This is a genomic window from Nocardia sp. NPDC059229 (assembly GCF_042754165.1).
In the GTDB taxonomy this organism is placed as follows: Bacteria; Actinomycetota; Actinomycetes; order Mycobacteriales; family Mycobacteriaceae; genus Nocardia.
On record NZ_JBHZAK010000001.1, the window covers coordinates 1267499 to 1280085 of the forward strand.

Genomic DNA, 12587 nt, shown 5'->3' on the forward strand with positions numbered 1-12587 from the left:
CACCAGCCGGCGGACCCGCGAAGTCACACGGGAAGCGTTCTCCGAGAACTACGCCGAACAGGTTGCCCACCTCGTACTGAACGGGCTGCCGCACTTCCGCTGACGCGATCACCACTCGAAGATGGGTTCGTGCGCGGCGACGGCAATGGGTGGTTTCGCGATCTCGACGGGGTGCGGCACTGGGGGCGTTACGGGGCGGCCGGGCTGCTCCTGCGTGTTCCGCTGGCCGAATCGGATTCCAGCGCAGTGCTTCTGCAATTGCGGGCACGAGGGCGAGCGGGGACGCGTGGGACGTGGACGATTCCGGGTGGCGCGTGCGACAGCCACGAGAGCGCGGTGGAGGCCGCGTTGCGGGAGGCATGGGAGGAGACGGGAATCGATCCCGGGCGGGTGGTACCGCTGCTGCACCGGGGGCAGGTCTTCCCCGAATCCGTCACACCGTCTTGACCTCAATGGAGGTTGAGGTACCAGGATGCCTGCATGGGCTGCCCGCAGCCCGGCCCCGCGGCCCCGCCGAGTCCCCGTACACCCCTCGGCGGGACCGCGGGTGTGTTCCGCCGCCGGTCCTGGACCTGGCCGGAATTCCCGTGACCCGGATCGCGGTGCCGCTCGGCCGCGGCGGGCCCGCGTCGGCGTAGGGTCGATAGCGACCGCTCAGCTATCCCGCAGCCGCACCGCGTGATTCACGATGGGAGAGGACTCAGCATGTCGACAGGGGAAGCCGTCATCGTCGCCGTGGACGAATCGGCCGGTTCGGCCGTCGCCTGGGCGGCCCACACCGCCGCCCTGCACCACGCGCCCCTGCACCTGCTGCGCGTCCTCGAGATCACCCCCGACCAGGGTCTGGGCCTGGGCACCACGATCACCACCGAGGACTACTCCCGGCTCGAGGAACACGGCAACTGGCTGCTGGAAACCGCCGCCGAAGAAGCCGCCAAGATCTCCCCCGGCCTCACGGTCACCACCGAATTGAGCGCCGGCGCCGTGGTCCCCACCCTCCTCGAACGCACCCGCGACGCCCGCATGGTCGTGGCCGGCGCCCGCGGCGGCGGCACCCTGCGCCGCGCCCTGCTCGGCTCGGTCAGCTCCGTTCTCGCCCGCCGCTCGCACTGCCCGTTCGTCGTGGTCCGAGACGGCGTCCCCCTACCCCCCGATCTGCTCACCCGCCCCATCCTGGTCGGCGTCGACGGCACCAAGATCAGCGAGCCCGCCATCGCGGCAGCCCTCGACGAAGCCTCGGTCCGCGGCGTGGCCGTCATCGCCCTGCACGCCGAAGGCGCCTCCGACGACCCCGAAATGGACGCCCTCGACGACTACGTCCTCGCCGAGAGCCTGGCCGGCTGGCAGGAGCGCTACCCCAACGTCCGCATCGACCGCGAAACTTCCCACGACAGCCCCGAACGCTCCCTCCTCGAACTCTCCTCCAGCACCCAGCTTCTGGTGGTGGGCACCCGAGGCCGAGGCGGCTTCGTCAGCAAGGTCTTCGGCTCCACCAGCCAATCCCTCCTGCTCCGCGTCCAAACCCCCATCATGATCGCCCCCACCCCCTGACCCGCCCCCCAAATACCTGCTACCAGCACGACCGTACGGCTCGGTAGTCTGACCCAGACGCCCCCGTAGCCCAATTGGCAGAGGCAGCGGACTTAAAATCCGCCAAGTGACGGTTCGAGCCCGTCCGGGGGCACCCAGGAAACCACTGATAGGCCAGGATTTTCGGGGTCGTCAGGTTGATCTTGTTCGGTTTGCATCCGCAGTGCGTCCGCAACAGCTTGCGCGCCCGCGTTCATTGCAGTCGCCACGGCATCGAGATCGTCGGCGAACAAGTGCCCGTACAGATCGAGGGTCAGGGTGGCAGTCTTGTGGCCGAGCATGCGCTGCACGACCTTGATATTGGCGCCGGCGCTGATCGCGAGCGATGCCGCGGTGTGGCACAGACCCTGGGGAACCATCCCGGTCACTCCGACCGCCTGCGTGGCTTGGTCGAAGGCCCACCGGAATTCGCCGAGCGGCAGGTACTCACCCTTGCGGCTCTCGAAAGCGAGCGCACCGGGGTCACGGTTGTCGAAGACGGCACCGAGTTCCTTGGCAAGGAACTCCGGGACCGGCACGGTGCGGCGGATATGGTTTTTCGTGTCGCTTTCGACGATGCCCATGCCGGCGACGTGAGTCGCCGACCTGGACCCATTGATTCGCCGGTTGGCGAGATCGACGTCGGAATCTCCTCCGACACATCACAATCCGGATCTCCGCCCCACCACGGTGGTCACCACCACAGTGGCCACTCCGACAGCGGCGGCCACCACACCACCAGCTGGACGGATTGTTGACCTGCCACGACGGCAGTCGCGGAGTGTCAGTCTTGCTGGGCCGGAACCAATTCCGTGACACACGCATGAACGGGTAGCGGCCCGGGGTGTCCTCGACCGATTCCACCGTCGCGTGCTCGCCCTCGATGGTGAGTGCGGCCTATACCGGCATTGACCCTATTTCGTATCCGATGCCCTGCGATGGTCCACAACGGAGTCCGGTCCCGGGGACATGATGGTCTCGTGGCCTCTGTCGTCTCGTACTCGGTAGGGAGGATTGCCTTTGGAGCCGAGCACTTCGACGATCTCGACAGTGTGTGTTTGCTGTCCGACGACTCGGCCGTGAATGATCAGCCGATCGCCCTTGGATGCGTGCATGAACGCCTCCTAACCCTTCAGCTGAGTGCAATTGCATTACTTAGGAGTTGGCCTCGTGAGCATCGAGAGCCGTGATGAACTCGTCGACGGTGAGCTGACTGTTCTGGTCCACATCGGACTGTGCGAACCAGTCCGCGACAGCGTTCAGGTCGGCGAAACCCAGGCCCTGGATATTGATCTCCCCCGCGCTGCTGGTCTTTATGCGCAGGGCGATGATCAGTTCTCCGCGAGTGAGTGCACCGTTCTTGCTGAGGTCGAGCGCATCGAAGAGCTTCCGCGCCTCCACCTGATCCACCATTGCGCAGCCCCTGTTCTCCAGTGTGGTGCTAGGTCGTCGGATTCCTCACCACCACACCAAGTTCTGGTGTGGCGTCGTAGGAGCGGCCACGGACGTCAGCGCCTCCCGCATCGCCTTCCCACTACGGGCTCGCCGGTTGTCGGCATTCAGTCCGAGAGCACTACGACAGTGTCGCACCGAGTCCGCTCCGGCGGCGGAGGTCTGCCGTCGTTGGGCGTTTCCGCGCGCCGCCGGGGAGAAGAAAGCCGCCCCCGCCCGGGAGTTCGGCATCAGCCGCGAGACGATGTACAGCTACCTCAACGCCCTCCCCACACTCCCTGCCGACCGCCGGCCACTGCCCGACCTCCTTGCGCTCGTAGTCGATGCCTTGCCCGCGGGAGCCGCAGCCCACGCTGTAGATCGAGTCCCCGATCGAGGACCCGCGTACCGGTCGCCGCCGATGGAAGCGCCCCGGCGCGGACCGGTCACCGCACGCTCGGTTGGCGGATTGCTATCGACCCAGCGGTCCTGCGAAAGGCAGGACGACCGTGCAGGAGACGGGTGCGGCGTGCGCGGGGTCGAGGGCATTGAGGACCACGCGCACCGTGACCGGGTCCGCGGGCAGTTCGTAGTGCTCGGTGTAGTCGGTCGGGCAGAGGTCCTGCAGCACCACGTCGTCGACATTGGGCCCGTCCAGCAGGCCGGTGGTCCAGGGGGTGGCGATCTCGTCGTAGCGGGAGACCACGGTGGTGAACCGGATGTCCGGTGCGAGGGCCGGGTCCGCGTTCAGGTCGACGGCGACCTTCGAGCCGGGCGAGAGCTGGCACGGCCCGCACTGCGCAGTCAGTTCCGCTCCGGGCGCGGTGGATTCGAGCAGCGGCTGCAGGTTCGCAAGGCCGCTGACCGTGGAACCGTGCAGCGGCGCGGCCAGCGCCACATAGCGGTCGATCTTCGGGATGGCGCCGAGGTGGTTCAGGGCGTAGAACGGCACCGCGCCGCCCATCGAGTGGCCGACGAGATCGACCTTGTCCGAGCCGGTTTCGGCGCGCACCCGGTCGACGAAGTCGGAGATCTGCCGGGCGCTGGTCTCGACCGGCGTGATGGCGCCCATGACCGGGCCGAGCGCACCGGTGCCGTAGGTCGTGGTGAACACGCAGTAACCGGCGTTCACGAGGACCGCGGACAGGGTGTTCCAGGTGACGGTGTCATTGGACAGCCCGTGCAGCAGCACCACCGGATTCGGGTGCGCGGCAGCGGGTTTGCAGGACCAATCGTTCGCCCCGGGCGGCGGCTGCCCGGGCGCGGTGAGCTCGGCGGCCAGTCCGCCGAAGTAGCTGTAGGACGGATCCGGCTCGTCGGCCTCGGCCGGGCGTACGGCGAGCGCGGCGGCGAACAGGACGGCGGCGGTGAGGCAGCGGGTGGCTGATCGCATGGGTACTCCCGGGGATTCGTGCCGGTCGGCCTCACGATGCCCCCTACGCGCCGCGCATGACCGACCGGTCGGTCATAGGCTAGCCGCTGTGTACCCTCGGGGGGAAGAGACAGCGCAGGAAAGGATTTCGGGAATGCCCCGACCCGCGGAACCGGGCCGCAACGCCCTGCTCGACGCCGGGGCTGAGGTCGCCGCGCGCACAGGCCTGGCCGGACTGTCGGTCAATGCCGTGGTCCAGGCCGCAGGCATGGCGAAAGGCACCTTCTACCACCACTTTCCGGACCGGCGCAGCTATGTCGTCGCCCTGCACCGCCGGTATCACGACGAGCTGACCGGTCTCGTCCTCGCCGCCGTCGGCAACCTCGCGCCCGGCCGCGAGCGACTGCGCACCGGCCTCGCCGCCTACCTCGACGCCTGCCTGGCCACCCGGGGCACCAAAGCCTTTCTCGCCCAGTCCCGCACCGAGACCGATCTGCTCGACGAGGTGACCGCCCGCAATCAGCTGGTCGCCGCGGTGATCGCGCCCGATATCGAGCAGCTGGGCTGGGCGGACCCGCCCGCGGTGGCGCTCCTGGTCATCGCCATGGTGGCCGAGATCGCGCTGGCCGAACTGTATTCCGGCGCGGCCCGCCCCGACCTGCGCGCCGCGCTCACCGCATTGATCGAGCGCACGCCGGCCTGACCGCCGTCGCGGTCACCGCCCGTAGTCGGGGTTCCGGTAGTAATCGCTAGGCAGCCTGCCGGTGCGCGGGTCGACAGTAGCGGCGGACCCCGGCCCGGTCACTTGGCAGCCAGGCACCGCACCATCCGCAAGTCGTGGGCATTCCGTTACCCATATGCGGACGATACGCCCGTTATTGCGTGGTGCGACCTGTGGCCGGTGTCGCCGGATTCACCGACCCATCGGCGAACTGTGACGTCGGTCGGTGCGGCCGAGATCCGTTGATATCGGCGAAAAGTGACGTCGCCGACAAGCATGTCTCGTTCGCCAGGTGTGTCAGTTCACCCAAGCGCGGCTCCGGCGTCGGCGGCGGTCTCGGCCACCGACGTCGCTTCGACACCCTGCCAGGGCACCCAGAAGTTCGGTGCGATTCGCAGCGACAGAAGATTCGTGATCGATCCTCAACTGCTGAGGAATCCGGTCAGTTCCGTGGCGACCGCGGCGGGGTCGTCTTCATGGGCGTTGTGGCCCGCGCCCGCGAGCATTCGCAACGTCGACGTGGGGATCAGGTGTGCGAGTTGCTGTGCCTGCGATGGGCTTATGACGCGATCCTGTTCTCCCCAGAGGATCAAGGTGCGCGCTCTGATCGTGCTTGCTTCCCATTGCACCTGGGACAGATCGAGATTGCGTGGCTGCTTCCACATCGCCGTGCGGTTCTCGTCGTGGCTCTGCGGGATCCAATAGGTGTCCGCCAGTTCTCTGGTCAATTCCTCGGGGCGCGCATACGCATCGCGCAGTCCCGCCACGTAGATGTCCTCGGTCATCACACGCGTGGCCAGTTCGCCCAGGACGGGCGTGCGCATCAGCTGCAGGTTCACATTGAGCTCGGTATCCAGCACAAGCGGTGAGATGAGCACCAGCTGATCCACCTGCGAGGGGTATCGTGCAGCGAAATCCACGGCGACCGAACCGCTCAGGGAATGTGCCAGTACGGACGCACGGGCAATGCCGGCCGCCGACATGAACTGCCGCAGAGCCTCTGTCATGGCCCGCACGTCATATCCGAAATCCGCGTCGTGCAGCGTGGTGAACCCCGAACCAGGCAGGTCGACCGCATAGACAGTGTGATCGGCGGCCAGCGCGCCAATGATGTCGCGATAGGTGTACGACCACAGCGTGCCACCCGGCAGCAGAACAATGGGCGGCCCCTGACCCGCCTCCAGGAAATGAAAGCGGGCCACCGCGGTCTCGACGAACCGGCCGCCGTCGAGTGCCGGCAAATCCGCATGGCTGTCCGCACTCGAGACCGCAGATGGCGTCGCCACGCTGAGGTACAACAGGGCGATCATCGCTGACAGCGCGCGCAACCACCGGCGTCGACGGTCCGTGTTCGAGTCGATTTCCACCCGATTCACTTTCCGCTCAAGACTTCCGGATTACGGCAACATCGAACTGCAGCACCACCTTCGGGCCGACCATGCCTGCGGCCGCCTTCCAGTGCACTCCCCAGTCTTTGCGGTCGATCGTGACGCTGCCGGTGAAATCGATCCGGAGGGCGCCGCGCGGGTCGGTCTCCGCGCCGGTCAGCTCGAATTCCATGGTGATCGGCCGGGTAATGCCACGCATGGTCAAGTCACCGGTGACCTCGACATTCGCCTCGCCGGACTGTTCCACCTCGGTCAGGACGAAAGTGATCGTCGGGTGGTCGTCGACACCGAGGAATTTCCTGCCCAGCAGATCGTCGCGCTGCCGATTGCCGGTGTCGATGCTTTTCGCCTGGATCGTGAGCCGACCGCTCGACCTCGGTGGTGCGTCGAAGTCGAGGTGCGCGTTGCCGTCAAAGGTTCGGAAGTTCCCACGCACCCTGGTGGCCATTGTGTGCCGGGCGATGAAGCCGATCCGGGTGTGGGCTGGATCGAGGACGTAGTCACCGGTCAGCTCGCTGAGTTTGTTGGTTGACATGGTCTTTCACTCCTGAGGACAAATGGTTTGCTGCGACGGCTCGCCTACAGCGGGCGGCGGGCGATCGTGCGCGCGATCGAGAGGGCGGCGAGCTTGTCCGGGTTGCGGATACCGTAACCCTTGACGATCCTGTCGCCGGCCAGCTCGAAGAAGAGGACCGCTTCGAGGCGGTCGCCGGTGTAGATGGCCACCGCGGGCTCGCTGTTGCAGGTCACCGGCTCGATCCGGATGTCGGGCCTGCGCAACATCGAACCGAACAGAGCCATGAGAGTCGTGGCCACCTGCGGTGCACCCGTCATCACCTGACTCACCGCAGTCGCCTTGCCGCCGCTGTCGGTGGTCCAGGTGACATCCGGTGCGAGCATCGACAGCAGGCCCTCCATGTCACCGGTCGTCGCCGCCCTCATGAACAGTTCGGTGAGCTCGGCGGTGCGCGCGGTGTCGACGGGCCCGAACCGGTTGCGCCGCGCCTGCACATACCGGCGGGCCCGGTAGGACATCTGCCGCACCGCGGCGAGGGATTTGCCTACCGCTGCGGCGATGTCGTCGTAGTCGAAGCCGAACACCTCGTGCAGGACGAACACCGCTCGTTCATCAGGGCTCAGCGTTTCCAGCAACACCAGCATCCCCATCGACACCGATTCGGCCAGCACGACATCGGTCGCGGCGTCCTGTTCGGTCACCAGCAACGGCTCGGGCAGCCACGGGCCGATATAGTCCTCGCGACGCCGGATGCCGGCCCGCCGCGTGTTCAGCGCCTGCCGGGTCACCAATTGCGCCAGAAACGATTTGGTGTCCCGCACCGTCGCGAGATCCACCCGCGCCCATCGCAGATAGCTATCCTGCAGAACATCATCGGATTCTGTTACCGAGCCGAGGATTTCGTAGGCGATCGTGAACAGCAGCGGCCGTAACAGGGTGAATCGCTCGGCATGCTCGTCGGTGGTGCTCACGGGTTCGTCACCACTTCGCCACCGCTCACCGGATGTTCGAGCCGCCTGCCGCCCTTGGCCCAGAACAAGACGCCGGGCTTGCGCGCTTCCCATCGGATTCCCGACACCGTCCATTTGGTGGCCGTCTCCTTGATCGGCGCGCCGATACGGCCGCCGAGGTATGCGTTCACAGCGGTGTCGTCCTTGCGGGCGAACTGCACGATGCCGGCCCGGCGGCCGAGGCTGACATTGGAACCCAGGAACGCCAGATCCAGCACTGCGGGCCGAACACCGCTGATGCCGGCCAGTATGGTGTCCGCGGCCGTAGCGCCGAGCGGCCCGGCGGCCTGGCAGCTCATCCGCAGTGGCACTCCGGACGGCGCGGCGGCGTCACCGGCCGCAACGATCCGGTCGTCGTCGACGCTGGTCAGTGTCTCGTCGGTGAGGAGTCGACCGAGTGCGTCGGTGTGCAGGCCGCTGCGTGCAGCCAGGTCCGGAACACCGAATCCGGCGGTCCAAATGGTGGCCGTACCGGGTACCGCCCTGCCGTCGGCCAATACGACCCCATCCGGCAGGACCTGGGCCACCCGCGTCCGCTCGAGCACCTCGACCCCATTCCTGGCCATCCATTTGGCCACCAACCGCCTCCCTCGCTCGGAGAACGTCGGGGCCAATCTATCGCCGCAGACCAGCGTGACCCGATGGCCCTGTTCGGCGAGCTCGGCCGCCGTCTCGGTCCCGGTCAGCCCCGCACCGACGACGGTGATCGCCGCCGCGGACAACCCCGCGATGACGGCGCGCAGCCGCTCCGCGTGCTCCAATTCCGCTATGGGGTAGTCGAATTCGACTGCTCCGGGTACGGAGGCGGGCACCGCCGCAGTACTGCCGACCGCGTAGACGACGTAGTCGTAGTCCAACGCGCGGCCGGATGCCAACTCCACGGTCCGTGCGGCCGTATCGATTCGAATGGCGTCGTCGACCACCAACCGCACGCCCGCACCGAGCAGCGTGTCGTAGTCGATCGCGACCTCACCTGTTCCGGCCACGAACTGATGCAACCGCAGGCGCTCGACGAACCGCGGACGAGAGTTGACCACGGTGATCTCGACGTCGTCGCGCTGCCGCAGACGGTTGGCCGCCACGGTTCCGGCGTAGCCGCCACCGATCACCACGACCTTCGTACAGCTGCTGTTGTGCTCACTCATGTCCTCGTGACACCGCCCGCCACCTCGACATAACAACACGTGATGCAGGTCACCAGGGCAGGTACGGCCGTGATTCACACTGGTCACGAACGGCGAAACCCCCTTCCAACTCGAGAAGCGCTCTCGATTCGGGTGGGGGCGTTGCCTTTCCGCGGGCATGTCGACGAATCAGGCTGCGGGGGTGTGACCTTGCGCCTCGATCGCGATCTTGTGCCAGTCGGCCCAGGTCGCGAGCCGGTCGGCGTAGACCTGCGGAACGATCTCGTTGCCCTGCGCCCCGAAGAACACCCGCAGCGGTGGGTTGTCGCTGTCGACGATCTCGAGCAGTGTCCGCCCCGCAGCGGCCGGGTCACCCTGGTCGAGCGTCTGCGCGTAGGTGGCGAAAGCCGCACGGAGATCGGCATACTGTGGGTCGATCTCGGCGTGAACGGCGCCGGCGGCCCCCTCGGTCGCGTACGAGCTCGGTTCGACCACAGTCACCTTGATGCCGAAGCCCGCAACCTCCTGCGCGAGAGACTCGCTCAGACCTTCCAGCGCCCATTTCGACGCGTGGTAGGCGCCACCGAGCGGCCACGCGGCCACGCCGCCGACCGAGGAGATCTGAACAATGTGCCCGCCACCCTGCTCGCGCAGCTGCGGTAGCACCGCCTGAACAACCCAAACCGCACCGAACAGGTTGGTCTCCAACTGATCTCGCAACTGTTGCTCGCTCAGCTCCTCCACAGCACCCAGTACGCCGTAACCGGCATTGTTCACGATGACGTCGAGACGACCGAAGTGTTCTTCGGCGCGCTCTACAGTCGCGAACACCGCCGACCTGTCGGTCACGTCCAGCTGTAGCGGAAGCACCGCGTCGCCGTAGGTGGCGGCCAGTCCGGCAAGGTGTTCGGCGTTCCGGGCGGTCGCGGCGACCTTGTCACCGCGGGACAGGGCGGCCTCGACGAAGTTGCGGCCCAGGCCACGGGAGGAGCCGGTAACAAACCAGACCTTGCTCATGATGATTTCCGTTCTTCTGCAGGAGCAATCACGGCGGTGCGGGCGTTCGCACCGCTGATGTTCCGTGCTGCGCACCGAACGAACACAAGACACCGACGGCCCCGTCCCTGTAACAGAACAGCGATGTGACCCGGGACACCGTCGTGCCTACACCTCCACCGAATCCGTACCTGCCGGGACAAATCCGGCTTCGGCTCAGCCGGCCAGGAAGGACAACCGCACGTGGCGCACCGGGTTGTCGACATTGAGATCCACGATGGCGACCGATTGCCAAGTCCCCAGCGCCATTTCGCCGCGCAACACCGGAATGCTGGCATAGGGCGCAATCAGCGCGGGCATGACATGTGAGCGCCCGTGTCCGCGGGAGCCGTGTGCGTGCCGCCAGCGATCGTCGGCGGGCAGCAGGTCCTGCAGAGCGGCGAGTAAGTCATCGTCACTTCCTGCACCGAGTTCGATCAGTGCGATGCCCGCGGTCGCGTGCGGCACGAATACGTGAAGTAACCCATCAGATTCCGTCGCCGTCTCACGCAGAAAAGCTGCACACTGCGATGTGAGGTCGTGGACAACCTCGCGACGGCCCGTCTCCACCTCGATCAGTCTGCTCTCCATGGGCACCATCGTCCTCCAGCTGTGCCGTCTCACGAGATTGACGTCCCCGACTCCGGGCGAAGACATGGCCCTCTCCACCCGAATCGACTGCAAGTCGTCGTCACAGCCGGGCTTTTCCACTCACCAGCGGAGTTTCAGGATTCTTCCAAAAGCGCCCGTGATTCATCGCGAACGATGTCATCGATATCGGAATGCGTTGGCTTCCAGCCGATTTCGGTCATCGCCTTGGTCGGGTCGTTGATCAACACCGCAGGTTCCGCTGCCGCCGAACGATGCTCGAGTGCAACAGGTCGGCCGGTTACTCGTTCCACCGCGGCAACCACGTCGAGCACACTCGTACCCCGTCCGCTGCCGATGTTGTAGCGGGTAGCGGCGCCAACGGGCGGGAGGTGCTCGATACATGCCACGAAGGCTCGGGCCGCATCCATGACGTGCAGGTAATCGCGAACGGCGGTGCCATCACCGTTGACGGTCAACGCCGAACGCTCGGATGCAGCAGTCAACGCGCGCGGTATCAGCCGACTCGAATCCCCGTCCGCACCGCCCGCGATATTCGACAGTCGAACAATTACCGCCGCCAGTGCCTTGCTACTGGCGGCGGCCTCGATGGCCAGCTCAGCCGCAAGCTTGCTGCCGGCGTATGGATGAGGCGGCGCATCACCGATGTCCTCTGTCATCGGCTGCACATCCGGCGTGCCATAGATGGCCCCGGTCGATGCGAAAGCTATCCCGCGGACCCCCGCGTCGACCATGGCTCCGAGCACCGACAGCGTTCCGGCGGTATTCACGCGGAAGTAGCGCAATGGTTCGCCGACCGATTCGCGGGCTCGCGTCAACCCGGCGAGGTGACAGATCGCGTCTACGCCGTCTACCGCGTCGCGGACCGCCTTGTCGTCGAGCAAGTCAGCCACTCGAACATCGGCTGCGCCCGGAATCGCCGGCCCATGAGCGCGAACCATCGCGACGGGCTCGTGCCCAACAGAGTGAAGGGCTTCGACGACAGCACGCCCGAGGTAACCGTTCGCTCCGGTGACAAGTACGCGCACACGGCCATCATGTCATCACGGAAGCCGCAATAATGACGATCGTTCCCTTGCTCATCGAGTGGTCCGGTTCCCTTCGTGAGAGCCTTCGGCGGCGGCCGCGGTGCGGCGTCCCATGGTGGCCAGCTGCCGGTCGTAGAGCGGGCGCAGCAACCTGCCGGTGCCCGAATGCTCGAGCAGATCACCCATCCATTCGGCTTCGGTCCAGCGACGGGACGATGCGGTGAAATAGATCGTCCCGTCGTCGGGGTCCTGCACGACATTGCTCGCAAAGTTCAACGACTCACCGTCGACAGCGTCGACCAGCACCTCGAGCGTTTGCCCGAGCCCGCCCCAGCGCAACAGTCCGCGGTAGGCGTCACAGACGAGCAGCGAATCGTCGGGCCCGGCGTGCAATCCCAATGGGCGACCGCCGGTATCGGCCACCTGATCGACCACACCCGAGATGATGTCGACGCGAAGTATCGCGCCGTCGGCGGTGCCGGTGTAGACCAAGCCGTCGGCACCGATAACGACATCCTCGGGTCCCTCACCCGGAAGGTCGATTCGACGCAGCGCGGGCATCGGCAGCGAACTCAGCTGCTGCTTCGCCCGCTGTGGCGCGGTCGGGGCGGACCAGCGAACCGGCTCCATCCGGCGACCCGAATGAAGAACGTTGTCCATGGTTTCTCCAGCGCCTGCAATGTGCACATGCAATTCTGGAGGTGCGGTATCACACGATGAATAGGCGCTCGACCCGTCTACGATGTGCATACGCACATTCGCCCTGCAATCGCGCACCCCGGA

The 12587-nt window shown here is 66.3% G+C and carries 15 protein-coding genes and 1 tRNA gene; 4 read left to right on the forward strand and 12 right to left on the reverse strand.

The genetic code is table 11. From position 1 onward, the window contains the following. Window positions 1-171 precede the first annotated feature (171 nt). The 3 genes from ACFXHE_RS05915 (at window position 172) to ACFXHE_RS05925 (ending at window position 1684) form a co-directional block, all read left to right on the forward strand. On the forward strand, window positions 172-447 hold the full coding sequence (locus ACFXHE_RS05915) for an NUDIX domain-containing protein (protein ID WP_379380437.1): 276 nt from the start codon (window positions 172-174) through the stop codon (window positions 445-447). A 258-nt stretch (window positions 448-705) separates the two neighbouring features. Then, a complete protein-coding gene (locus tag ACFXHE_RS05920) occupies window positions 706-1551 on the forward strand; it encodes a universal stress protein (protein WP_379380177.1) in 846 nt (281 codons plus the stop codon). 59 nt (window positions 1552-1610) lie between these two features. Beyond that, window positions 1611-1684, forward strand: a tRNA-Leu gene (locus ACFXHE_RS05925). On the opposite strand, the gene ACFXHE_RS05930 is transcribed toward ACFXHE_RS05925, so the two are convergent. From ACFXHE_RS05930 to ACFXHE_RS05945, 4 genes are all read right to left on the reverse strand, one after another. Further along, complete coding sequence (locus ACFXHE_RS05930) at window positions 1644-2153, reverse strand: tyrosine-type recombinase/integrase (protein ID WP_379380439.1); 510 nt, start codon at window positions 2151-2153, stop codon at window positions 1644-1646. The genes ACFXHE_RS05925 and ACFXHE_RS05930 overlap by 41 nt on opposite strands. Before the next feature lie 330 nt (window positions 2154-2483). After that, window positions 2484-2684, reverse strand: coding sequence for a DUF1918 domain-containing protein (locus ACFXHE_RS05935; protein ID WP_379380179.1), 201 nt, complete (start codon window positions 2682-2684; stop codon window positions 2484-2486). A gap of 40 nt (window positions 2685-2724) precedes the next feature. After that, a complete protein-coding gene (locus ACFXHE_RS05940) occupies window positions 2725-2982 on the reverse strand; it encodes an EF-hand domain-containing protein (RefSeq protein WP_379380181.1) in 258 nt (85 codons plus the stop codon). A 490-nt stretch (window positions 2983-3472) separates the two neighbouring features. Further along, window positions 3473-4393, reverse strand: a complete 921-nt coding sequence (locus ACFXHE_RS05945) for an esterase/lipase family protein (protein ID WP_379380183.1) — start codon at window positions 4391-4393, stop codon at window positions 3473-3475. Window positions 4394-4526: 133 nt separating this feature from the next. Between ACFXHE_RS05945 and ACFXHE_RS05950 the strand changes: the two genes are divergently transcribed. After that, window positions 4527-5075 (forward strand): TetR/AcrR family transcriptional regulator, encoded by a 549-nt coding sequence (locus tag ACFXHE_RS05950; protein ID WP_379380185.1) that lies wholly within the window; start codon window positions 4527-4529, stop codon window positions 5073-5075. 440 nt (window positions 5076-5515) lie between these two features. Here ACFXHE_RS05950 and ACFXHE_RS05955 read toward each other — a convergent pair whose 3' ends face one another. The 8 genes from ACFXHE_RS05955 to ACFXHE_RS05990 all read right to left on the reverse strand — a co-directional run bounded on the left by ACFXHE_RS05955 (window position 5516) and on the right by ACFXHE_RS05990 (window position 12464). Beyond that, window positions 5516-6460: an alpha/beta fold hydrolase gene (locus ACFXHE_RS05955; RefSeq protein WP_379380187.1), complete on the reverse strand. Its 945-nt coding sequence runs from the start codon at window positions 6458-6460 to the stop codon at window positions 5516-5518. 16 nt (window positions 6461-6476) lie between these two features. Further along, complete coding sequence (locus ACFXHE_RS05960; RefSeq protein WP_379380189.1) at window positions 6477-7016, reverse strand: YceI family protein; 540 nt, start codon at window positions 7014-7016, stop codon at window positions 6477-6479. Between the two features lie 44 nt (window positions 7017-7060). Continuing rightward, complete coding sequence (sigJ, locus tag ACFXHE_RS05965; RefSeq protein ID WP_379380191.1) at window positions 7061-7969, reverse strand: RNA polymerase sigma factor SigJ; 909 nt, start codon at window positions 7967-7969, stop codon at window positions 7061-7063. Next, the gene (locus ACFXHE_RS05970) at window positions 7966-9153 is read right to left on the reverse strand and encodes an NAD(P)/FAD-dependent oxidoreductase (RefSeq protein ID WP_379380193.1); all 1188 of its coding nucleotides are present in this window, start codon (window positions 9151-9153) and stop codon (window positions 7966-7968) included. The genes sigJ and ACFXHE_RS05970 overlap by 4 nt, the downstream gene beginning before the upstream one ends. 168 nt (window positions 9154-9321) lie before the next feature. After that, window positions 9322-10152, reverse strand: coding sequence for an SDR family NAD(P)-dependent oxidoreductase (locus ACFXHE_RS05975; RefSeq protein WP_379380441.1), 831 nt, complete (start codon window positions 10150-10152; stop codon window positions 9322-9324). Between the two features lie 192 nt (window positions 10153-10344). Beyond that, window positions 10345-10758 carry a secondary thiamine-phosphate synthase enzyme YjbQ gene (locus ACFXHE_RS05980; RefSeq protein WP_379380195.1) on the reverse strand — a complete coding sequence of 138 codons (414 nt, stop codon included), beginning with the start codon at window positions 10756-10758 and terminating at the stop codon, window positions 10345-10347. A gap of 134 nt (window positions 10759-10892) precedes the next feature. Further along, window positions 10893-11804, reverse strand: a complete 912-nt coding sequence (locus ACFXHE_RS05985) for an NAD-dependent epimerase/dehydratase family protein (protein ID WP_379380197.1) — start codon at window positions 11802-11804, stop codon at window positions 10893-10895. Between the two features lie 51 nt (window positions 11805-11855). Then, complete coding sequence (locus tag ACFXHE_RS05990; RefSeq protein WP_379380199.1) at window positions 11856-12464, reverse strand: SMP-30/gluconolactonase/LRE family protein; 609 nt, start codon at window positions 12462-12464, stop codon at window positions 11856-11858. Window positions 12465-12587 lie beyond the last annotated feature (123 nt).